Origin of the sequence: Thalassospira sp. MCCC 1A01428 (assembly GCF_002115825.1) — a bacterium.
GTDB lineage: Bacteria > Pseudomonadota > Alphaproteobacteria > Rhodospirillales > Thalassospiraceae > Thalassospira.
Genome location: NZ_JFJZ01000013.1, coordinates 72,262 through 94,451, shown reverse-complemented (window position 1 = coordinate 94,451; position 22,190 = coordinate 72,262). Strand labels below are relative to the sequence as shown.

Here is a 22,190-nt window from a genome sequence, read left to right as displayed (position 1 = left end):
CGTTCTTACCCTCGTGCCTGCAACACCACGGGCTTAAGCCCCTCGCGCTGCGTATTTCCGATAAATGTTGTCCATCCCAGACTGGCCGTCCGGGGGCAGCCCAGCTTGAATGCCGGGACTTCGTTACGTTGCAAATTCAGTTCAACGTCGTAGGCAAGCTGATCTTTCAGCAAAAACTCGACCAGTTCCTTCAAGCGGGCGAAATCCTTGCCGCTAGGCAAAAAGTCGCGGAAACGCTCGAATGTCAGGTTTTTCAAAACCACCGTAAACTTGCCTGCGCGGTCCTCGACAAACCGGCCAATAACAAAATCCTGCCCCAGCGACATGTTGGTGGCCCCCATCCGGGCGCGCTGATCTTGCGGAATTTCAACCTTGCGCAGTTCAAGCTGGCGGATCGATACATCAGGCAGGGAAAAAGCATGGGCGATAACACCACTAACCATTTCCGCCGAGCGCACCCGCCCGGCCACAACGCCCAAATAGGTCAAAAGTTTTGCCCAGGGCACATCGGCCTTGCCACGGCTTTCATCGCCGCCAATTCCGATCAGGGAAAACATCCAGTCCGAAAACTGATCCGATGCACCGGCGTGATAGCGCACGTAATACCGGTATTTGCGCCAGATCAGATAAAACAGCCACACCAGCCGGTTCGAGAAAAAGTCGTTAAACGCTTGTTGAACACCTTCTTCGCCCTCGCTCCAGGCGGCGGTTTCCAGCATATGCGACGGCAAAGGGGAAGATGGACCATGCAACCCCAGAAACGAGACTGTCATTTCCAGTTCGCGACAATCACCGTCTTCATCCACCGGGCGCAGCGACACCACATCGGATGCCGGAAAACCAAGGCCCGGTGCGACCCGAAAAATCAGGTCTTCTACGCGCTGGGTTTGCAAGGCACGTTCTTCTACCTGCTGTCCTGATGCCTTCAGCAGGATCTCGACAGCCCGGAAAAACGAATACCGTTGCGGGTTGGCCTTTAAATCATCAATCATATGAGGGGCTGGTTGCCGATACGGGCCGTCCATCGGTATTCCTCCCCTGCTTCAAGTCCACGTACGACAAGTTCGTGGAACGAATTGATGGTGGCATACAGCGCAAAAAACTCGGCCAGCACGGTCGAAAACAGATACATTTCGCCTTCGCTGGCAAACTTGCTTTCGCGCATATCAATCGTCGAACGCATGCCGCGCACAGGCAGCCCTTTAAACAGACGATCAATCGTATGCGATGAAATATTGGCGATCCCTTCCAGGCGCATCACGGCTTCGCGTTCGCGCTGGCGATCGACCTTGGCGTTAAAATCGAAAACATTTAAAATGGTGCGCAGCGCCTCAACACTTTGCAGCGACAGGTAATTCAGCGACAAAGCCGAAATCAGCTGCCATTGCAGGGCACCATCGACAACCGGATAGCGCGGCGGTGTTGGCCGGGTCACATTGGTCGGATTTACAAAAGACGGGATCATATGGGTCGGAATACAAATATCGCCCACCGCCAGATCACGCGGTGTTGCCCCGTTTGAACAGGTCAGGCGCACCGAAACCGTTTCGCCGTCATTGACCTGGTAAAGTTCATCTTCGCGGACAAACGATATCAGCCGGTCCAGTTTTTCCCCCGACAGGGACTGACGCACCTTTTCACGAAAATAAACCGCAGCCCGGCCATCAACCCGTTCAATTTCATGCATAAAGGATTCAAAACGGCTAAATTCGCGTGAAATACCACCTGAATGCCCTTCTTCAGAGGGCCGCCAGCCGGTAACGCCGTCAATCGAAAAGACCTCGATCTCGCCAGCATCGCGCCGGGTGGGGCGAATGTGATATTCAGTACGCCGCCCATCAAGCAAAATGGGTTCGGCATCATGTTCAAACAGGTTAATCGCTGGCACGCAGTGCAACAGAAAACTTTGTTTTCCAATGCGCACATCAGGCGGAAGCGGACGTTCAAATTCAAATACCACTTCAAACTGTGTGGCATCCTGCCCCAGATGCGCGGTCGGAATATTTAAAAGATCGACAAAATAGTACTTTTGCGGAAAGGCATAAAATTCCTGCAACAGGCGATAGCCGACAAAGCTGTTATCGGGATAGGGCAAAACTTCTTCGGATTTTTGCAACCCGACCTGGCGGACGCAATCCTTACCCAGGGCAATTTCATTACCGGTTGCCCGATCGCGAATTTTCACCATCTTTAAATAGCGATGCAGCCACAGGCCAAGGGTTAAGGCCGAATAGTCGCTTCCGCCAAGATGGAACCGCAATTTGGTAAGATTAATGCCGCGAATTTCTTCTTCGGCCAGGCTTTCAACCTGCATGGTGATAACCGATTTTTCCTTCGACACACCATGATGAACATCGCGGATTCCGATGGGCAGGATTTCAGTGTCATAAGCAGTGCGGAATTTGCAAACCGTGCCCCCAACAGGAATACTTTCAACTTCCAGCCCGGCGGGTAATGTTTGACTTTCGTTAATGGCGCCCTGTCGCGGGTTCATTTGCAGAACCACCATTGACGGCACCGGGCGCAAAAAGTTAGGCCACAGCAACATCAAAAGGGATTGGGTGACTTCGGGTAACTGATCGTCAATTTTCTCACGCAGGCGGCCGGTCAGAAGGGCAAAGCCCTCCAGTAACCGTTCGACATCGGGGTCTGTACTGCGTTCGGACAAATAATTTGTCAGCTTGGGGAAATGCCGGGCAAAGTCTTGCCCGGAATTCCGCAAGTAATCCAGTTCGTCCTGAAAATAACGTGCTGTAGACAAAACTACCTACCCATTCTCAAGGCGAAGGAACGACCTTCACACAAAACAAGATCAATTGTGACCTGCTCACGTGCTGTACCGATCTGGGTTCGCGCCGATATCTGGAAAAACAGTTCAAGCCCGCTTTCCTGTTCACGATCGAAACGAACGGCCACGTTACTTACACGTGGCTCGTAGGTTTCAATCACGGTACGGATATCATTGGCGACAATGCGCAACATGTCGGAAGATCCGACCGAGGCATCGTTAAAATCGGCAAGCCCATAACCCGGCGCACTTTGTGACCCGCCACTGCGACCGTTCAGAACCTGTAAAAGGTTGTGTTTGATCGATGCGACGCGGGCGGCAAACCTGTCGCTTACATGCGAGGTCTGCCCCAGATCGTCGGCACGGATGCGTTCCATCAAGGAACGCGACCGCACCGCTTCAACATGTTGACGTGCCAGGGGATGATTCATCAGTCTTTATCCAACCGGCCAACCAGGGAAAGTTCGAAATTCGCGCCCATATATTTGAAATGCGGACGAACCGACATGCCAACCCGGTACCAGCCCGGATCACCGGCAACATCCGAAACCTCGATTTTGGCGGCACGCAGCGGACGGCGCGAACGCACGTCAGCAGGCGGGTTTTCCTGATCGGCGACATACTGAACAATCCAGGCATTCAGTTCGCGTTCCAGATCAGACCGTTCTTTCCACGCCCCGATCTGTTCGCGCTGAAGCACCTTGATGTAATGGGCCAGACGATTGATGATGAACATGTAAGGAAGCTGGGTGCCCAATTTGTAATTGGTTTCGGCTTCCTTGCCTTCCTTGGTATTGGGAAAGCGTTTGGGCTTCTGGATCGAATTTGCCGAAAAGAATGCCGCATTGTCCGAACCTTTGCGCATGGTCAGCGCAATAAAGCCTTCCTCGGCCAGTTCAAATTCACGACGGTCGGTAATCAGGGTTTCAGTCGGAATTTTCTGTTCAAGCTGACCAAAGGATTCATAAACATGAACCGGCAGGTCATTCACAGCCCCGCCCGATTGCGGACCAATGATGTTCGGGCTCCAGCGAAATTTGGCAAAGCTGTCATTGATACGCTCACCTAATAGAACCGCTGTATTACCCCACAGGTAATTTTCATGGCTGTCTTCAACGGCTTCGCGGTACTGGAAGGTTTTGGTGGGATTTTCCAGCGGATCATAAGGAGTGCGAAGCAGGAAACGGGGTGCCGTCAGGCCAACATAACGGGAATCTTCTGACTCACGCAGGCCGCGCCATTTGGCGTATTGCGGGCCTTCAAACAGCGACGACAATTCCTTGATCTCGCCAATCTCGGTGAAGGAATCAACACCAAAAAATTTTGGCCCAACCGACGAAATGAACGGCGCATGCGCCATCGCACCAACCGACGCACAATATTGCAGAAGTTTCATATCCGGCGAGGAGGCGTTAAACGCATACATGCCGATCATGGCCCCGACAGGTTCGCCACCAAACTGGCCGTAACCGGCGGAATAAACATGTTTATAAAGGCCCGATTGCGGAACTTCCGGTGACAGTTCGAAATCTTCCAGCAATTCGTCCTTACGGATCGACAGCAGTTCGATTTTGATATTCTCGCGAAAATCGGTGCGGTCCACCAAAAGTTTCAGGCTGCGCCAGGTTGATTCAAGGTCCTGAAACTCCGGGTGATGCAAAATTTCATCCATCTGATGGGAAATCTTGCGATCCAGTTCGGCGATCATACGATCAACGCGGGCCTTGTTAACCGGTTCAGCGGTGCTGTCGCCAGCCAGAAGTTCGGCAATAAAGGCTTCAACACCCTTGCGCGCAACATCATAGCCATCATCTTCAGGGACCAGATTGCTTTTTGCCATGATCTGATCCAGAAGTGAATCTTCAGCATGTCCATGACTTTGGGCAACAGGATCAAGTGTTTCGGTATTCATGGTTCTCGTCTTTCCAACACTATGTTCGGCGTTTTAACGCCTGGCATTTGTCATGTTTTGGGATGATCAGCTTTTGTCGCCGGGCGTTTTGCCTTCGGCGGTTGCTTCTGCCTTGTCTGCACCGTCAAGTTCGGCCAGCAGGGCGTCGCGTTTTTCCGGATCATCGACGATTTCACTCAGCGCACGGCGAAATGCCGGCAAATTCCCCAACGGGCCTTTTAAAGCCGTCAATGCTTCACGCAGATCCGCCAGCTTCTTAAGCTCGGGCACCTGCTCGACAATGGAATCAGGGGAAAAGTCCTGAAGGGATTCAAATTTCAGCTTCAGGCTAAGTGTGGCATCAGGATCACCGCGCAAAACATCATCAACCTGAAGCGTACGCTCCAGTTTCATTTCACGCAGAACATTACCAAAAGAATTTTTGTCAATTTCCACCGCTTTCCGGCTTTCAAGGGGTGTATCGTCGGCTTTGCCGGCGAAATCCCCCATCACCACCATCTTAAGCGGCAGTTCGACTTCTTCTTTCTGGTCCCCCGTTGCCGGTACGAATTTAACGTTAATGCGCTCTTTAGGCGCTACAGAAGAATCTCTCATGCCGTCTCCAATCTCGAACACAAAACCTCGTGGCTGGCGCTGCCTTTGCGCTGAAAACAGCGATAAGTAAGGACAGCCACTATTTCAGTCCTTTCGGACCAAGGGACACAGCATCACAGCCATAGCCCCCCGTAATCGCGATTGGTTAGTCAGACGGAAAACCGGACACAGCAAATCCTGCAATCTCACGGTTTACGCACAATTCGGCCTGCATGTTTTCAGTTTTCACCAAAAATCATCAAACCCCGAAAACCCGGACACACGTCGTCATCATCCTGTTGCGGCATGACCAAAGGTCACAAGCCAAGATAACGTCAGCCGTCAGCCCTCACCGACAAGCCAAGCAATTGACTCAACCTGTGCGATACCGGTTTACGGTTATATGTTTGGCAACATGCCGGAGGTGATGTCAGAACCGTTAAACTTCAATAAAACCTAAACTAACCGAAGATAGTATTAGAACCCACTCAAACGGTTAGTTAACAATCCTAATGGAAAGTCTAAAAGTGTAGGACATCATATGTATAAGTCTAGATAACCTATTCCCATCCAACTTTGTTAACCCGTCTTTTCCCAACCAAATATTCTACGGAATTTTTTCCGTTGTTTTATAGACAATCCATTCACAAGAACTCGTGACAGATCGTTCTGTATATGAACCTACAAGCATTTAACTCGTCTGGACAATACTTTAATGTTCAAACTTTATGTCCAAAATGTGATGAAATTCGAATTATTGCTGAAACTAGTGGAATCCCGTAGATTTATAACGCAACGGCAACACGAAACCTCACCAATACTTAGTTATTCTGGAATGGGTATTCCATCGCTGAAACGCGCAGAATTCATTAGGTTTCAGGCCAACCGAAACCACAGCAACCGCTAAGTGCCGATCAATATTGTATAAAATCTGCTAAACGGGCACCCGCGAATAAAAATGCATCGTAAACGGGAAATTCACAAACTCCCGCACGCAAATACGTCGAATCCGGGTCAGGATTCGTCATATGCCACCAGAGATAGCAACAGCTGTTCCATCGATTCCGTCATATATCCTGCGCACATTATCGGCGGGCGATATAAAATCGTGTCGCGCGCACAAGGAATTTGTCAGACCGGCACCATGTAAACGGCCCTTATGTAAGGGCACCATATTTTCGTCAGGATTTCCGTTATGCCACCCCTCACTGATCACGACCAGTCCCTGGGGGATGTGTCGGCGGGCGACCTTATCGAACCATTGCCAGTTGCCCCCAATCGCATCACGTCTTTCACGATTGGCCAGATCAACATAAATCATCTCGCCGAAAGCTGATATGCCACCGCCGCTATTTCGCTCTCACTCAGCCCGAACTTCTCTTCATAGCGTTTAGTGCCGGTTTTGATGCCTCATCCATGCGGATGCCACCGTCTCGAAATGCATCTTTCGATCCTTATCAGATAAAAAATAGTCGGCCGGCGGGAACAAAATCAAAAAAATACAGTTATTTGACTTCCGAAAGCGCTTTCGGTAGCGTAATGCGCGTTATCGGAGACGAGTGCAAATTTTATACGCGTCAAGATGTAGGTTGCCTTTTTCATCCGATCAGGAGGTTGCGTGTCACGTTCAACACCACGGAATGAAACCATGTCAATCGCCCGACTGGCCCGCCATCTTGGCCTGTCGGAAGGGACTATTTCACGTGCGTTAAACAATTATCCCGACATTGCCAAAAAAACCCGTGAACGTGTCCAAAAGGCAGCTCGCGACCTTGGATATCGCCCGTCATCCAGTGCAAGGCGCCTGGCACGCGGCGTTATCGAAACCATTGGCTTTGTGTTGCCCACCTGCCGCACCCAGCATTCCGACCCGTTTCTGGCCGAAATCCTTAACGGCCTTGCCTCCGAGTTGGCCCGCCATGACTGGGACTTGCTGGTATCCGCCGTGCCAGAGGGGCAGGATGAGATAGAAGTAATCGACCGGCTGGTAAGCTCTGGCAAGGTTGGCGGGTTTGTTATAGCCCGAACCTACCGTCAGGATGCGCGGGTAGATTATCTCCGCCAAAGTGGTGTTCCCTTCGTGGTGCAGGGCCGAACCGATGACCCGTCTGATTATTCCTGGCTTGATATCGATAACGAACAGGCCTTTGTTGATGCCGTTACCTACTTACGCGGTTTGGGCCATCGCAAAATTGCCTGTCTGGGTGGCGACCCGAAAATGAATTTCGCATGGCAACGCCGCTGTGGTTATTTGCGCGCCATGGCGCAACAGGGCGGCCATATTGGTGTGGGCTATCTGATTGACGGCATAACTGATGCGGTTTCGGCGAAAAATGCCACAGCCCACCTACTTTCCATCTCGAAATCCGACCGCCCCACCGCCCTTTTATGCGTCACCGATGCCGTCGCCATCGGCGCGATGCAGGCCCTTAATGGCGCGGGACTAACGGTAGGGCGCGATATGTCGGTGATGGGATTTGACGGGTTGCCCATTGGGCTGGCCGTCCAGCCAGCGCTGACCACCCTTCACCAGGACAGTTATGAAATCGGCCGCGAAGCCGGGCGTATGGTTTTGGAACTTTGCACCAGCAGTGCAACGTCTCCCTCCCCGTCGCCCCGACAAACCTTGTGGCAAGCCAAACTGACGCCGCGCGCGTCGGTCAATCCGCCGGGCACAAGCCCGGCCCAACAAAACCAGGGAGGCTAAAATGACACTGAAATTTCCCCGTATTCTGGCAGTTGCTGCCATTGGCCTGATGGCCACTACCAGCATTGCCAGTGCCCAGCTTCGCTTCTGGACCACCGAGGAGCAACCCGACCGGCTGGCAAAACAGCAGGAAATGGCCAAGGAATTTGAAAAGGAAACCGGCACATCGGTTGAAGTTATACCGGTGACGGAAACCGACCTTGGCAAACGCGCCACCGCCGCCTTTGCCGCTGGCGATTTGCCCGATGTGATTTACCTGACATTGCAATATGTGCTGCCATGGTCGGAAGCAGGCATTTTAGACACAGTCGCCAATGACGAGATCGTCAAGGAACTGGGCACCGAAACCTTCACCCCCAAAGCCCTTGAAATGGCCGATTTTGACGGTGAAACAGCCGCCGTCCCGTCCGATGGCTGGACCCAGATGGTACTGTATCGCAAGGATTTGTTTAAGGAAAAAGGCCTGGCCCCGCCCAACAGCTATGCCAATATCGAAGCCGCGATCAAGGCGCTGAACAATCCGCCCGATATGTATGGTTTTGTCGCCGCGACCAAGGTTGATGAAAACTTCATGAGTCAGGTTCTTGAACATGTGTTTCTGGCCAATGGTGCCACCCCGATCAAACCGGATGGCAGCATCGGTTTTGATAAAAAGAAACTGGTTGAATCGCTTGATTTCTACAAAACCCTCGCCAACGCATCACCCCCCGGCGATTTATACTGGCAACAATCGCGTCAGGTTTATTTTGCGGGCAAGGCAGCCATGATCATTTGGTCGCCGTTTATCCTTGATGAACTGGCCGGCCTTCGCGACAGCAACCCGCCCACCATCAACGATGACCCGACATCAACCGAACTGGCCGAAAAAACCGGCGTTGTTACCCGCCTTTCCGGGCCATCGAACAAAAAAGGGGCTGCGTGGGGCGACATCCGCTATTTCGGGGTGACGGCTGATGCCGATACGGACCCGGCGATGGCGTTTGTCAAATTTTCGCTTGATAAGGGGTATACCCAAACCCTGTCGATTGCGCCCGAGGGCAAATTCCCGGTGCGCCCCGGCACCAAGGATGATCCCGAAAAATTCCGCAAGGCATGGATGACCCTGCCTGCCGGGGTGGATCGCAAAAAGCCGCTGGCCGATATTTATTCCAAAGAAGTGATTGATAACATCATGGATGGTCTGGATAACGCAGACCGCTGGGGGGTAAAGGAAGGCGAACTGGCACAGGCATCGCGCATCATCAATTCGCAGGTGATTAACCGCCTGACGCGTGAATTTATCGATGGCGAACGCGATGCCGACGCCACCGCAGACATGATCAACGAAGAAATCGCCAAAATTCAGTAAGCGATCCGTTTTGCGCCAACCAACCGGTCAGGGGCCTCCCTGACCGGCATGACTAGGCAGGCCAACATGACCACGGCAACACCCGATACACCATCACAATCCCCCGCCCTACCGCGCAAAAAAAGGCGCCGCATCGGCCCGATGGAACGGCGCGAAGCACGGCTGGCTTACAGCCTGCTGATGCCCACATTTGCCATTGTGCTGGGCATTGTTTTGTTTCCGCTGATTGCCAATTTCTGGATTTCGGCAAAGCCGGTCAGGCTGGGGGATTTGCGACCACCGCGCATTATTGCCTCTGAACGGCTTCGCGGCGATCTGGCAAAAGCCGGTGATGAAGCCCGCATCGAATACCGGGTCCGCAACTCATCGCAAACCCGGGACATCAGCAATGTTACCCTGCGCGATACCCTGCCTGCCGGATTAAGCCTGACCAAACCGGATTCTCATTGCCGGGTCACAGACCGCAAAATTATGTGTGAACTCGGCGATTGGGAAGGTGGTAGCCGCGAACGTTTTTCAATCGGGGTCAAAGCCGAACAGGCCTATATCGATAACCCCGTCAAACCGCGCGACAGCGAACCTGTGCTGACCGGCAAAGCCAATAACATCCTGACCAATTTTGAGTTCACTTTTGATAATTTCATTGGGGTCTTCAACTCGCGCGAATTCTGGTCGGTTTTCTGGGTCACCATCGCCTATACGGTTTTTGGCACCGGTGGGGCGTTAATACTGGGCCTGTTTGCCGCATTGTTGCTTAACAAAAAATTCCCCGGCCGGTCCATTTTGCGCGGCTTGTTTCTGTTTCCCTATGTCGCACCGGTCATTGCCGTGGCTTTTACCTGGTTGATCCTGCTGGACCCGTTTTCGGGCACCTTTAATGCCGTTTTGCAAAAAATGAATATTGCGAACGAAGGCATCAATTTCTTTGGCAGCCGGTCGGTTCCGCTAACCTTTTTTGGCATCACCTTTGAATTCCCCCTCGCCCTTGCCACGGTTATCGCGTTCGAGGCATGGCGCTATTTCCCGCTGTCCTTTTTGTTTATTCTGGCCCGAATGCAGTCCATTTCGTCAGACATGTACGAAGCCGCCGAGGTCGACGGGGCAACGCCCCTTCAGCAATTCTGGCACATTTCCATGCCGCAACTGATTGGTATTTTATCGACCCTGTTCCTGCTGCGCTTTATCTGGACGTTTAATAAATTCGACGACATTTTCCTGCTAACCGGCGGGGCGGCAGGCACACGCACGCTCACGGTTGATGTTTATGAACAGGGCTTTGCACTGTCCAATCTGGGCGCGGGGGCGGCTGTGGCCGTGGTGATTTTCTTAATGTTGCTGATTTTCGCCGTCGTTTATTTCCGTTTCGTCCACCGCGAGGATTCCTGACATGCGTATCGGAACCGGTTTTCTTCTTGCCATTCTTTCCGGGTTGCTGTGGGGTATCATCGCCATTGCCATTGCGGGCATCTCGCTAACCCTTATTTCCGGCTTGCCATCGGCCCCTGTCCTGTCGGCCGGGGCCATTGCCGGGGCGGTCAGTGCCGCCATTATCATGCTGCGCGCGCCCAAATTACGCACAAACGGGCTTTATCTGGCGGCATTCATGGGGGCGATCATCGCCATGCTGGCCATATCCTTTGCCGCACCTTTTACCGAACCCTTTGCCACGGCCCCGATAGGCCAGGCGATTGCCATTGCCATTATCGCCGGGGCCGTCACACTGGCCAACCGCGCCTGTCTGAATGACATCGAAAGTGGCATGCTCAAACGCTACACCCTTGATGTTGTGATTGTGCGGGTATTGCGCGGTTTCGGTTTTGTCTTTTTTACCGTCATCGTGGTTTTGCCCTTTTACGTCATGGTGATGACCAGCCTGAAAAGCCAGCAAAGCCTGTTTCAAAACCCGCTGGATTTATCGGTCGATCTGACACAAGGAACCGGCAGCCTGTTTAACAGTTATGTTGAACTTTTTACCAAATTCCATTTTGGCCGGTTTTTGCTGATCTCGACCATCGTGTCGGTCTCTACCGTATTGATCACGCTGGCATTTTCCATTCCCGGGGCCTATGCCGTTGCCCGCCTGCGCTTTCCCGGGCAAAACGTGCTGTCAAAATCGGTTTTGCTGATTTATCTGGTGCCCATGATCGTGCTGGTCATTCCGCTTTATTCGGTTTTCAGCCAGCTTGGCCTGCGCAATTCCATCATCGGCTTGCTGATTGTATATCCTGCCACCACGGTGCCAGTGGCGCTTTATATGTTGCAGGGTTATTTCCGCGGCCTGCCGGTCGAGCTTGAAGAAGCCGGGTTGATGGATGGTTTGGGCAGACTGGGTGTGATCTGGAAAATCACCCTGCCGCTGGCCCTGCCCGCTTTGGCATCAGTGTCGCTTTATGTGTTCATGATCGCCTGGAACGAATTTTTGTTTGCCTTCATGTTCCTTGATGATCCCAAAATATTCACCCTGTCACGCGGGGTGGTATCGCTTAATTCATCCGAGGTTCCACGCCAGCACCTTATGGCGGGGGCCGTTGTCGCCACGATCCCGATTTTGGTGATCTTTTTGTGGTTTGAACGGTTTCTGGTTCAGGGCCTGACATCTGGCAGCGTGAAAGGATAATCCATGATCGATCCCGAAACAGTTACCCGGCTGGATGCCCGGGCACAGCAGATTTTGCGCGCCAACGACAAAGGCGGTTATACCGTTCCCACCAAGGGACTTTATCCTTTTCAATGGAACTGGGATTCCGCCCTTACAGCACTGGGCATTGCCTGTTTTGATGCCGATCGCGCCTGGCAGGAAATTGAAAAACTGTTATCCGCACAGTGGGATAACGGCATGGTGCCCCATATTGTGTTTTGGCAGCATGAAGAAGGCTATTTTCCCGGCCCCGGCGAATGGCGAAGCGAACGTACCCCGCCCACATCGGGCATCACCCAGCCGCCGGTGGCGGCAACGGTTGTGCGCCAGCTGGCAAACTTTTTGCCCGGTGATCATGGCGCGCGGGTGACACCGATGCTGCATGCGCTTGACCGCTGGCATCAATGGTTTGCCGATGCCCGCGACCCCGACGGCATTGGCGTGGTTGCCATTATGCACCCATGGGAAAGCGGGCGCGACAACCTGCCAGACTGGGATACCCCGCTGGCCCATGTTGATACGTCCGATGTGGGCGCCTTTATGCGCCGTGACATTCAACTGGTGAACGCGGCCGAACGCCCCGTCAACGACGATTACAATCACTATATGGCGCTGGTGCAATTTGGCCGAAATTGCCAATGGGATGTGAAAACCATCGCCGAAAAATGCCCGTTCTGGGTGGCAGAACCGGGCATGAACGCCATTTTGCGCCGTGCGGAGCGCGACCTGATTGCCCTGGCAATGCAGTTTAACCTGCCCGAGATCGCAAGCCGGGCCACCCGCCGCCTCACCCGCCTCGACCACGGCTTTAACCAGCTTTGGTCAGACATCGCCCAAGGCTACACCACGCTTGATTTACGAAATAAAAAACTTGAACATCGTTTATCATCAGGAAGTTGGTTGTCATTGTACGGAGGGCCGGAAAACGATATTCGGGCCAAATCGCACTATTCCAATCTGATTGAATGGCGGCAAAAAATTCGCTTTGCCCTGCCCAGCTTTGACCCCGGCGACCCGGCCTTTGACGACATTCGTTATTGGCGCGGCCCGGTATGGGCCATGATCAACTGGATGGTGGCAACCGGCCTTGCCGAACATGGCCGACCGGACCTGGCAACGCTGCTGGCCAATGATACCGCCGCCCTCATCGAACAATCCGCCTTTCGCGAATATTTCAGCCCCGTCACCGGGCACGGCGGTGGCGGCAAGGATTTTTCATGGACAGCCGCGATGTGGCTTTACTGGGCATCGCCGAGCGCCCGCCAAAAAACGGAGACACAATAACATGGGCCAGATCGAACTTCGCAATGTGCGCAAATCCTTTCGCGATGTCGAGGTGATCAAGGGGATCGACCTGACCATTGAAGAAGGCGAACTGATGATTTTTGTCGGCCCGTCGGGCTGTGGCAAATCAACCCTGCTGCGCCTGATTGCCGGTCTGGTTGAAGCAAGCGACGGGCAAATCCTGATCGACGGCGACGATGTCACCGGCAAACCACCAGCGGAACGCGAATTATCGATGGTGTTTCAGTCTTATGCGCTTTATCCGCATAAAACCGTGCGCGAAAATGTCGGCTTTGCGCTGGAAGTATCGCATATGGCCAAGGCCGACATCAAAGCCAAGGTCGATGAAGCCGCCGCGACCTTGCAACTTGACCAGTTGCTGGATCGCAAACCAAAGGAACTGTCGGGCGGGCAGCGCCAGCGGGTTGCCATTGGCCGGGCCATCGTGCGCGAACCCAAGGCATTTTTGTTTGACGAACCGCTTTCAAACCTTGATGCCGGGTTGCGGGTTGAAATGCGCCTGGAAATTGCCCGCCTGCACAAAAAGCTGGCCGCCACCATGATCTATGTGACCCATGATCAGGTGGAGGCCATGACCCTTGCCAGCAAAATTGTGGTGTTGCAGGCAGGCCAGATCGAACAGGTTGGCACCCCGCTGGAACTGTACCGCAACCCGGCCAATCTCTTTGTCGCGCAATTCATCGGCTCGCCCAAAATGAATGTCGCGGAATGCAAAGGTGAGGGCGAAACCATCATCTTTGCCGGGGGTGGCCGCTTTGCCACCGGGCGCAATGCACAAACCGCCACCCGCTTTGGCATCCGCCCCGAACATATCACCCTGACCGACCCCGCCAACGGCGTTCTGACCGGCCAAATCGAAGTGATGGAACATCTGGGATCAGATAGCTTTGCCTATATCCAAATCGAAAATGTCGGCCTGTTTACCGTTCGCATTGTCGGCTATTCCGAACTTGAAAGCGGCGCAACTGTTGGCCTGTCCTTTGATGCCGAGAACCTGCATCTGTTTAACCGGGATGGAGAGGCATTGCGATAAGAAAACGACACAATCTACCTGCATGCTTCTAGCCGGACTGGTTTAAATCAGTAGTGTTTGCAAAATAGATGTCCACTTTAGCGCGACATCCGACTTAAAAATGAGGTGTGCTTCTGTGTTGCTCAACGAATTATTCCCTAACAGGTCTATCAAAATCGACCCGGAGGATTTTAAAGACCGGTGCGGCCCCAAGGTGCTGGTTGCCCGGCCAGGAGAAATGACACCGGTTCAACAGCTTTTTGATGAGTGCCACTTTCCTTGGCAAGAAAGCTACCAAAAATTGCTTGATGATTTTAATAGTCCGAATTGCGGAGAGTTGGCGAGAGAAACGGACAAACCTTGCATAAAATGCACGGTTGGCGCAGCACGTATTGTGCTATGGCCGTATCATGTAAAATCAACCAGAGACTTGCCGCCTACCTATTTCTCCGGAAGAATTGAACCAGAATACTACCATCCGTTAGATAATCTCAAATTTGCACGAGACCAGTTCACGGAAAGATTGTCATCTGCCAAAATTGCAATACAGGCCTCAAATACAATCGGATGCGGATGGACTTCGGGCCCCAGCAACTTACACCTCACGATTTTCCCGTACGAATTATCCTGCGAACCGGAAAAAACTACGCGACGCTTATATTATCGCAATAGAAGCTCAAGAATCTGCTCGATTTCCACCTATACCGGGTTTCGACAAAAGCTCAGTTCACAGGAGCTCGAATGGCTTCACAACAGCCAGCGCATCATCGAGCGCCCAAACCAGATAAAAGCATCAAACTTCCGTGAAATATGGTCGAACACTCCCATCCGGGCAGAAAGGTTCCAAAGAGAACCGCCTGAAACAGATATTCCCGTTTATGAATCAATTAGCGTGTCGAACGATGGAAAGGCACTGATCGCTTGTAGTCAAAACCTGACAGTCATTCCGACGGAACGAATTACGCATTTGGCCATACATACACTATTGCCAGCACGAGGAGGCCCGGAAACATGGTTAACTTTACTGGCAGTTTCCCGTCATATAGAAACAACAAATGAAGAATTTTGGATCGAGTTGTTTTGTGATACAGCAACTTCCGACTTCATGGAACTTTCCAAAAAACTAGCAAAAGCCATTGAAAAACCGATCAGACGCCTAGAGCCGCAATATAATTGTTAACCGCGATATTTGCGCTATGTCTGCACACGCTTAGCGAAACTCGCCATCAAACAACATTTGAACTATTTTATTTACATATGATCGAAATCTGAAATCATACACCCTTGGGTTGATATGGTCCGGGGGGACATGATGAAAAAATTACCGGTCTTGCGCGGTTGTGCCTTGGCAATGACGCTGATCTTCACATCCGGTTGTGCAATGGTCTCCAATGTCGATATTCCCATTTCCGACAATATGACAAAAGGTGCCAATACGCGCCTGTGGGAACGGGACCTGTGCGGGATCAGGACCACCAAAGGCACAAAAGCCAAAGACATAACACTACCCGACCTTTACCCGCAGCAAGGTTGCGTTGCCTTTGCCTCCGCCCTGATAAGCTGGAAACGTTATCGCGATGCGGCTGACGACATCACCACCAGCGAAAACCTGATCAATATCGGCATTCTCGGCCTTGCTGCTGGCACCATATGGGCCGCCGTCAGTGAAGGACCAGATGACCTGATTGCCGGGCTTGGTTTGGGTACGGCGGTTCTTTATGCGGGTTCGAACATTCTGGCCCCCGAGCAGAAACGTGAAATTTACCGTGCTGGCGCAAGAGCTACCGCGTGCATCATGCGCCGCGCAAACAGCCTGATGACCGACCCTGTCATTGCGGGAAACTATCAGCACACACTAAATGGTCTGACCAAAGAATATATTACCGTGAGGCAAGAATCAGCGTCACTGCCAAAATCGGACAAAGAGGTGGTAAAAAACCAGCTTGCTTCAATCAGAACAACAATCCGCGAAGATCAACAGGCGATCGACGTGCATAACCTGAAAGGAAGCCAAGCAGCGGTCGAGATCAGCCAGCTTCTGATCGAAATTGACGACAAGCTGCGCGAGCTTTTGGATCAAACACTTCCCAATCCCGCGACCATTTTCGAAACGGTACAACGCAGCACGACCGGTTATTTGACCCAAGCCAGCACGATAACAACAACACCTATCGCCAGCCCCCATATGAACGAAACCGAAAACATGTTTCCGGCTGCTGACGATACTGATATTGAAAATTCGCAGCAAAAAATTACCGAGCTAATCTCGAAAATAAGCGAACTTGCGACAGAGATTGATGCCTTTCACCTGAAATTGCAGGCGACCCTTCAGGTTCCTTACGACTTTGACTTTGCAGGCTGCAACGATTTGGGCATCGACACAAAACTGGTGCTGACCGAAAGCGAAATCTCGCTTCAGGCTGGTCAAACCGCAACCGTCAGCATCATTGGTGGCAAACGCCCGATCCGGGCTGCCATGACCCGCAAACCTGCCGGACTAATGCTTGATCGAGATTTCAACCAGGATGGCGACACGGAATATACCATTCACTGGAACGGAACAGGCAACCAGTATGGCAGTTATCCTGTGCGATTTATTGATGATAACGGTGCCAGCAATATCGTGATGCTTGAACTGTCACCCGGTCTGGTTTTGGCAGAAACGGAGCTTACACCCGATACCGGCAATAAGGTTACGTTGACCATCAAAAATGGCAAGCAACCTTTTCACATTTTCTATCAGGGCAACGAAACAGCGCCGGATCTGAAAACAAAAAACAACACCAGCTACACCTACGGTGCGCCGATCACAGAACAGCCCATTACATTAAATGTCGCCAATAACGGCAGCGCCGCAAACTCAACTGGAACGTTCATGCTTGTTGATAAAACCGGAAAATCGGCGACCTTTACTATCGCCATCCCAGATTGAGATCCGGCTGGTTTTGCACGCCGGACATTGTAAAACAGTCACAAACAGGCAGCGCCGATAAATTCGGCGCTGCCTGTGCCCGTTTTAACTATATCGGAACCGTAACAGAACAGAAAATTCGGCACTGACGACATTCTCGACGATCTAAACCCGCTAATGTCATTACGGTTATTTAATAAAATTAACCATCAACAACTACAAATGAAGATAGAGAGAAATCGAGATCTAATGCTACCGCAAAAATTCCACACCAGATAACTTTAAAAATCCCTAATAAGGGATAATATGCTTTAAATTAGCAAATAAATGCAAATTCAGAACTTTAGAGTTGCCTAATAGGGAATATCGCATACGCCATATATCAGCAGAATGACCATCGTGGCACCATCGTCATTCAATCCGCCCCCTATCGAATAACGCTTAAACACCGCTCTCGTCTAGTCTGGCAGCACCGCCGTTGCTTCAATCTCGACCAGCGCCTCATCCTCAACCAAAGCGCGTACAACCACCATTGTCATGGCCGGGAAATGCTTGCCCAAAACCCGACGATAGGCTTCGCCAACTTCGCGCTGATGGCTCAGATAATCCTGCTTTTCGGTGACATACCAGGTCAGGCGACAAATATGTTCAGCTCGTCCACCTGCGGCCTCAACTACCGCCATGATATTGCGCAAGGCCTGCTCCATCTGGCCGACAAAATCACTGGCTTCAAATACCTGCTTTTCGTTCCAGCCGATCTGCCCACCGACAAACAGGGTTTTGCCGCTTGCCAGCACGCCATTGGCATAACCTTTCGGTGCGGTCCAGCCTTCGGGCTGCACGATTTTATGTATCATGTTGGTCCTGTTTGTTAATGTGATGTTGCAATGCTGTGCGCAAATCGGCGGGCCAGGGTGCCGACCCGGCAATATCCTTGCGGGTAAAAACCAGCGTCGATGTCATGGTAAAACGATCCGGTCCATCCGGGGCATCAGCCGGTGCCGCCGTGATATGCAAATCGATGCTGCTGCGCCCCAACCGCGTTACATAAAGTCGAAATTCCAGCACATCGCCTAACCGGCTGGGATGCCGAAAGTCGATATTAATGGCTGCGGTTGGCACGGCTGCGGCCATATCGCCGTGGATTTTGGCAAAGCTGAAGCCCAATGCCGTTTCAAACCATTCTTCGACCGTGGCATTAACCATTTCAAAATAACGCGGATAAAAAACAATCCCCGCCGGGTCGCAATGCGCAAACCCAACCTTATGACGGCAGCAAAAAGCGGGCCGAAACGACGATGTAGCGATGGAAGCACCAGCCAGCTTTTGCCCCATTACAACACCGTCCGCACACGCCATAATTCGGGGAACAGTTCGACCTCTAACATCCGTTTCAAATAGGACACCCCGCCTGTACCCCCGGTGCCGCGTTTAAAGCCAATAACCCGTTCCACCGTGGTGACATGGTTAAAACGCCAGCGGCGAAAATAATCTTCGAAATCGACCAGCTTCTCCGCAAGCTCGTATAATTGCCAATGATCTTGCGGCGACTGATACACCTGTTGCCAGGCTGTAATCACATCGTCGGAGGGCTGATAAGCATCGGATACATCACGTTTCAAAACAAGCTCGGGCACGGCAACGCCAGACTGGTCTAGCAGCCACAATGCCTCGTCATACAAGCTGGGCTTTGCCAGTTCCCCTTCCAGTATCGCCAAAATATCGGGCCGGTGAGCATGGGGCTTTAGCATCGCCTTGTTACGGTTACCCAGCATGAATTCAACCATGCGATATTGCCACGACTGAAACCCGGATGACGGCCCCAGCGCATCGCGAAAAGTGGTGTAATCGCTGGGCGTCATGGTACGCAAGACATCCCAGGCGTTATTAAGCTGTTCAAAAATGCGCGATATTCGGGCCAGCATTTTAAAGGCCGGCTGCAACTGCCCGGCCCGCATGGCCGTGCGGGCCGCATCAATTTCGCGAATGGCCAGTTTCATCCATAACTCAGACGTTTGATGCTGAATGATAAACAGCATTTCATCATGGGCGTCACTTTTGGGGTGCTGCGCGGTCAAAATCGCATCGAGCGACAAATAATCGCCATAGGACATTTTGCGGGAAAACTCGGTTTCCGCCCCTTCGGAAGACGGATCATAGGGGGTGTTTTTGGTTTTCATGTCACAGCCTGACGTTTTTTATATTCTGCAACATCCCACAGGCGGTTTTCCATAATATCGGCCAAAATGTTAATCCCGGCTTCCACATCCGCTTCATCAAGATAAAGCGGTGTGAACCCGAAACGGATCACATCGGGGGCGCGAAAATCGCCGATCACACCCCGCGCGATCAGGGCCTGCATCACCGCATAACCATCATCACACCGGAAAGAGACTTGCGATCCGCGACATTCGGCATTTCGCGGACTAATCAGTTCAAGCATCGGGCAGCTTTTTTCAACACCGGCAATAAACTGTTCGCATAATTCAATCGATTTGGCCCGAATTTCGGCCATTTCCACATCATCCCAAACATCAAGCGCGGCATCAAGAATGGCCAGTTGAATAACCGGCGGCGTGCCCACGCGCATCCGTTCAATCCCCGGGGCCGGTTTGTAATCGCACTCAAAGGCAAAAGGGGCCGCGTGCCCCAACCAGCCCGAAAGGGCCGGGCGCACCTGATCAACCAGATCGGGGCGCACATAAATAAAGGCCGGCGCACCGGGACCACCATTGAAATATTTATAGGTGCAGCCAACGGCAAATTCGGCGTTACACCCGGTCAAATCAACCGGCACCGCCCCGGCAGAATGGGCCAGATCCCAAATGACCACAATGCCCAGCGCCTGAGCCTTCTTGGTTATTGCCGCCAAGTCGTGCATACGCCCGGTGCGATAATCGACCTGGGTTAACATCAACACGGCAATATCGGTGCTTAAAGTTTCAACCACATCTTCGGGATTGACGGTTTTTAACACATGGTCCTGTTTCAAACTGTCAATCAGGCCCTGAGCCATATAAAGGTCGGTTGGGAAATTGCCGTTATCAGACAAAACCACCTTGCGACCGGGATTAAGCTCCAGCGCACTTGCCAGCGCCTGATAAACCTTGATTGACAGGGTGTCACCCATGACAACACTGCCATTTGGCGCGCCGATCAGGCGGGCAATGCGGTTTCCCACCCGTCCCGGCAAGGCCATCCAGTTAGCATCGTTCCAGCCACGAATAAGCATTTCGCCCCACTGATCGGCAATGGTGGCGCGCGCACGTTCTATCGCGGCCTTTGGCATCGGGCCCAGGGAATTGCCATCAAGATAAATCACATCGGATGGCATATGAAAAAGTGCCTTGCTGGCAGCAAAGTCCGTCATGCTGCGGGCTCCTGTTTTAGTCTGAAACGCTGAATTTTGCCGGTTGCCGTTTTTGGCAGGGCGTCGGTGAAAATTATGGATCGGGGATATTTATAAGGCGCAATCGTCGCCTTCACGTAATCCTGTAACAGTTTTGCCATTTCCGGCGAGGGATTGGCCCCTGCGTTTAGCACCACATGGGCCTGCACGATCTGCCCGCGATCGGCATCATTTGCCGAAACCACGGCACATTCGGCCACATCGGGGTGCCCCAGCAATGCGGCCTCAACTTCCGGCCCGGCAATATTATAACCCGCTGAAATAATCATATCATCGCTGCGTGCGGCAAAATGAAAATAACCATCTTCATCGCAATAAAATGAATCCCCGGTCACATTCCAGCCATCACGCACATAGTCGCCCTGCCGGTCATCGGCCAAATAGCGACACCCGGTTGGCCCACGCACCGCAAGGCGGCCCACCGCCCCCACCGCAACATCATCCATGTTTTCGTCAACGATGCGGGCCTGAAAGCCCGTCACCGGCCGCCCGGTGCAGGCGGGGTGGCTATCGCCAAACCGGTTGGAAATAAAGATGTGCAGCATCTCGGTCGACCCAATGCCATCAAGCATTGGTTTGCCGGTTTTTTCCATCCATGCCTTGTAAACCGGGGCGGGCAAGGTTTCGCCCGCTGAAACGGCGGCGCGCAACGACGACAAATCAGCCCCGTCTTCCATTGCCGCCAACATCGCCCGATAGGCCGTGGGTGCTGTAAAGCAAATGGTCGCCTTATAGGTTTCGATAATTTCGATCATGTTGGGTGGCGATGCCTTTTCCAAAAGCGTTGCGGTTGCCCCAAAACGCAATGGAAATACTGCCAAACCACCCAGGCCAAAGGTAAAGGCAAGAGGTGGCGATCCGACAAACACATCATCGGGCGTCACTGCCAGAACTTCTTTGGCGTAGGCATCGGCAATGATCAAAAGATCGCGATGGAAATGCATGGTGGCCTTGGGGTCGCCAGTCGTACCCGATGTAAAACCCAGCAGGGCCACATCATCGCGCCCGGTTTTCACGGCGGTAAATTTCACCGATTTGGTCAGGGCAACGCGATCAAGCTCGGCATCGTGGTTGGCGGTGCCGTCAAAGCCGATCACCTTTTGTAAAAACCGGCTGTCCTTGGCACAGGCAACCATTTCATCCATCAGCCTTGTATCGCACAAGGCAAAGGCAATTTCGGCCTTATCAACAATTTTGCCAAGTTCACCTGCGCGCAACATCGGCATGGTATTAACCACCACTGCGCCAATTTTCGTCGCCGCCAGCCAGCACGCCACCATCGCCGGATTATTGGCCGAGCGGATCAACACCCGGTTGCCCGGTACAACCCCGTAATCCTCGGCCAAGGCGTGGGCGATACGGTTGGTCCAGTCCGATAATTCCTTGTAAGTGCGCTGGCGGCCATTGCCGATCAGGGCAGTGTTATCGCCAAATCCCAGATCCACCATGCGGTCTGTCAGTTCAACCCCGACATTGATATGGTCGGGATAGTCAAAGCCATCCAGCAAAAATTCCGGCCAGGTGCTTGCTGGCGGTAAATTATCGCGGGTGAAGGTATCTGTATGCGCCGATGGTCCAAGCATGATG

The 22,190-nt window shown here is 52.5% G+C and carries 19 protein-coding genes; 9 read left to right on the top strand and 10 right to left on the bottom strand.

What is annotated here, in order from left to right; genetic code table 11:
* Positions 1 to 5: 5 nt before the first annotated feature.
* From tssG to tssB, 5 genes are all read right to left on the bottom strand, one after another.
* Positions 6 to 1,025 carry a type VI secretion system baseplate subunit TssG gene (tssG, locus tag THS27_RS12540; protein ID WP_085591344.1) on the bottom strand — a complete coding sequence of 340 codons (1,020 nt, stop codon included), beginning with the start codon at positions 1,023 to 1,025 and terminating at the stop codon, positions 6 to 8.
* Positions 989 to 2,761 (bottom strand): type VI secretion system baseplate subunit TssF, encoded by a 1,773-nt coding sequence (gene tssF, locus THS27_RS12535; protein ID WP_085591342.1) that lies wholly within the window; start codon positions 2,759 to 2,761, stop codon positions 989 to 991. The genes tssG and tssF overlap by 37 nt, the downstream gene beginning before the upstream one ends.
* 2 nt (positions 2,762 to 2,763) lie before the next feature.
* The gene (tssE, locus tag THS27_RS12530; RefSeq protein WP_085591340.1) at positions 2,764 to 3,219 is read right to left on the bottom strand and encodes a type VI secretion system baseplate subunit TssE; all 456 of its coding nucleotides are present in this window, start codon (positions 3,217 to 3,219) and stop codon (positions 2,764 to 2,766) included.
* The gene (gene tssC, locus THS27_RS12525; protein ID WP_085591338.1) at positions 3,219 to 4,700 is read right to left on the bottom strand and encodes a type VI secretion system contractile sheath large subunit; all 1,482 of its coding nucleotides are present in this window, start codon (positions 4,698 to 4,700) and stop codon (positions 3,219 to 3,221) included. The genes tssE and tssC overlap by 1 nt, the downstream gene beginning before the upstream one ends.
* Before the next feature lie 66 nt (positions 4,701 to 4,766).
* Positions 4,767 to 5,294, bottom strand: a complete 528-nt coding sequence (gene tssB, locus THS27_RS12520; RefSeq protein ID WP_085591336.1) for a type VI secretion system contractile sheath small subunit — start codon at positions 5,292 to 5,294, stop codon at positions 4,767 to 4,769.
* A gap of 1,174 nt (positions 5,295 to 6,468) precedes the next feature.
* Between tssB and THS27_RS26900 the strand changes: the two genes are divergently transcribed.
* The 9 genes from THS27_RS26900 to THS27_RS12480 all read left to right on the top strand — a co-directional run bounded on the left by THS27_RS26900 (position 6,469) and on the right by THS27_RS12480 (position 17,215).
* Positions 6,469 to 6,609: a hypothetical protein gene (locus THS27_RS26900; protein ID WP_168184883.1), complete on the top strand. Its 141-nt coding sequence runs from the start codon at positions 6,469 to 6,471 to the stop codon at positions 6,607 to 6,609.
* A 312-nt stretch (positions 6,610 to 6,921) separates the two neighbouring features.
* Positions 6,922 to 7,980: a LacI family DNA-binding transcriptional regulator gene (locus THS27_RS12510; RefSeq protein WP_085591332.1), complete on the top strand. Its 1,059-nt coding sequence runs from the start codon at positions 6,922 to 6,924 to the stop codon at positions 7,978 to 7,980.
* Position 7,981: 1 nt separating this feature from the next.
* Positions 7,982 to 9,328 (top strand): ABC transporter substrate-binding protein, encoded by a 1,347-nt coding sequence (locus tag THS27_RS12505; RefSeq protein WP_085591330.1) that lies wholly within the window; start codon positions 7,982 to 7,984, stop codon positions 9,326 to 9,328.
* A 66-nt stretch (positions 9,329 to 9,394) separates the two neighbouring features.
* On the top strand, positions 9,395 to 10,714 hold the full coding sequence (locus THS27_RS12500; RefSeq protein WP_210402896.1) for a carbohydrate ABC transporter permease: 1,320 nt from the start codon (positions 9,395 to 9,397) through the stop codon (positions 10,712 to 10,714).
* 1 nt (position 10,715) lies between these two features.
* The gene (locus tag THS27_RS12495; protein ID WP_085591326.1) at positions 10,716 to 11,945 is read left to right on the top strand and encodes a carbohydrate ABC transporter permease; all 1,230 of its coding nucleotides are present in this window, start codon (positions 10,716 to 10,718) and stop codon (positions 11,943 to 11,945) included.
* A gap of 3 nt (positions 11,946 to 11,948) precedes the next feature.
* A complete protein-coding gene (locus tag THS27_RS12490; RefSeq protein ID WP_085591324.1) occupies positions 11,949 to 13,250 on the top strand; it encodes a hypothetical protein in 1,302 nt (433 codons plus the stop codon).
* A gap of 1 nt (position 13,251) precedes the next feature.
* The gene (locus THS27_RS12485) at positions 13,252 to 14,304 is read left to right on the top strand and encodes an ABC transporter ATP-binding protein (protein ID WP_085591322.1); all 1,053 of its coding nucleotides are present in this window, start codon (positions 13,252 to 13,254) and stop codon (positions 14,302 to 14,304) included.
* Positions 14,305 to 14,419: 115 nt separating this feature from the next.
* Positions 14,420 to 15,463 carry a hypothetical protein gene (locus THS27_RS26655; protein WP_139835570.1) on the top strand — a complete coding sequence of 348 codons (1,044 nt, stop codon included), beginning with the start codon at positions 14,420 to 14,422 and terminating at the stop codon, positions 15,461 to 15,463.
* A gap of 129 nt (positions 15,464 to 15,592) precedes the next feature.
* Complete coding sequence (locus THS27_RS12480) at positions 15,593 to 17,215, top strand: hypothetical protein (RefSeq protein WP_139835569.1); 1,623 nt, start codon at positions 15,593 to 15,595, stop codon at positions 17,213 to 17,215.
* Between the two features lie 437 nt (positions 17,216 to 17,652).
* On the opposite strand, the gene THS27_RS12475 is transcribed toward THS27_RS12480, so the two are convergent.
* Genes THS27_RS12475 through THS27_RS12455 form a run of 5 tightly spaced genes read right to left on the bottom strand, consistent with a single transcriptional unit; the run spans position 17,653 to position 22,186 of the window.
* On the bottom strand, positions 17,653 to 18,051 hold the full coding sequence (locus tag THS27_RS12475) for a RidA family protein (RefSeq protein WP_085591318.1): 399 nt from the start codon (positions 18,049 to 18,051) through the stop codon (positions 17,653 to 17,655).
* A complete protein-coding gene (locus THS27_RS12470; RefSeq protein ID WP_085591316.1) occupies positions 18,041 to 18,529 on the bottom strand; it encodes a thioesterase family protein in 489 nt (162 codons plus the stop codon). The genes THS27_RS12475 and THS27_RS12470 overlap by 11 nt, the downstream gene beginning before the upstream one ends.
* Positions 18,529 to 19,374 carry a tryptophan 2,3-dioxygenase gene (gene kynA / locus THS27_RS12465; protein WP_085591314.1) on the bottom strand — a complete coding sequence of 282 codons (846 nt, stop codon included), beginning with the start codon at positions 19,372 to 19,374 and terminating at the stop codon, positions 18,529 to 18,531. Before kynA ends, THS27_RS12470 begins: the two co-directional genes overlap by 1 nt.
* Positions 19,371 to 20,564 carry a kynureninase gene (gene kynU, locus THS27_RS12460; RefSeq protein WP_085591312.1) on the bottom strand — a complete coding sequence of 398 codons (1,194 nt, stop codon included), beginning with the start codon at positions 20,562 to 20,564 and terminating at the stop codon, positions 19,371 to 19,373. Before kynU ends, kynA begins: the two co-directional genes overlap by 4 nt.
* The gene (locus tag THS27_RS12455) at positions 20,561 to 22,186 is read right to left on the bottom strand and encodes an AMP-binding protein (protein ID WP_085591310.1); all 1,626 of its coding nucleotides are present in this window, start codon (positions 22,184 to 22,186) and stop codon (positions 20,561 to 20,563) included. The genes kynU and THS27_RS12455 overlap by 4 nt, the downstream gene beginning before the upstream one ends.
* Between the last annotated feature and the right edge of the window lie 4 nt (positions 22,187 to 22,190).

Coding starts and splice junctions, on each gene's coding strand:
- THS27_RS12490 (WP_085591324.1), top strand. CDS start 11,949: ATGATCGATCCCGAAACAGTTACCCGGCTGGATGCCCGGGCACAGCAG.
- THS27_RS12505 (WP_085591330.1), top strand. CDS start 7,982: ATGACACTGAAATTTCCCCGTATTCTGGCAGTTGCTGCCATTGGCCTG.
- THS27_RS12480 (WP_139835569.1), top strand. CDS start 15,593: ATGATGAAAAAATTACCGGTCTTGCGCGGTTGTGCCTTGGCAATGACG.
- kynA (WP_085591314.1), bottom strand. CDS start 19,374: ATGAAAACCAAAAACACCCCCTATGATCCGTCTTCCGAAGGGGCGGAA.
- THS27_RS12455 (WP_085591310.1), bottom strand. CDS start 22,186: ATGCTTGGACCATCGGCGCATACAGATACCTTCACCCGCGATAATTTA.
- THS27_RS12500 (WP_210402896.1), top strand. CDS start 9,395: ATGACCACGGCAACACCCGATACACCATCACAATCCCCCGCCCTACCG.
- THS27_RS26900 (WP_168184883.1), top strand. CDS start 6,469: ATGCCACCCCTCACTGATCACGACCAGTCCCTGGGGGATGTGTCGGCG.
- tssC (WP_085591338.1), bottom strand. CDS start 4,700: ATGAATACCGAAACACTTGATCCTGTTGCCCAAAGTCATGGACATGCT.
- kynU (WP_085591312.1), bottom strand. CDS start 20,564: ATGACGGACTTTGCTGCCAGCAAGGCACTTTTTCATATGCCATCCGAT.
- THS27_RS12510 (WP_085591332.1), top strand. CDS start 6,922: ATGTCAATCGCCCGACTGGCCCGCCATCTTGGCCTGTCGGAAGGGACT.
- tssG (WP_085591344.1), bottom strand. CDS start 1,025: ATGGACGGCCCGTATCGGCAACCAGCCCCTCATATGATTGATGATTTA.
- THS27_RS12485 (WP_085591322.1), top strand. CDS start 13,252: ATGGGCCAGATCGAACTTCGCAATGTGCGCAAATCCTTTCGCGATGTC.
- THS27_RS12470 (WP_085591316.1), bottom strand. CDS start 18,529: ATGGGGCAAAAGCTGGCTGGTGCTTCCATCGCTACATCGTCGTTTCGG.
- THS27_RS12495 (WP_085591326.1), top strand. CDS start 10,716: ATGCGTATCGGAACCGGTTTTCTTCTTGCCATTCTTTCCGGGTTGCTG.
- tssE (WP_085591340.1), bottom strand. CDS start 3,219: ATGAATCATCCCCTGGCACGTCAACATGTTGAAGCGGTGCGGTCGCGT.
- THS27_RS12475 (WP_085591318.1), bottom strand. CDS start 18,051: ATGATACATAAAATCGTGCAGCCCGAAGGCTGGACCGCACCGAAAGGT.
- tssB (WP_085591336.1), bottom strand. CDS start 5,294: ATGAGAGATTCTTCTGTAGCGCCTAAAGAGCGCATTAACGTTAAATTC.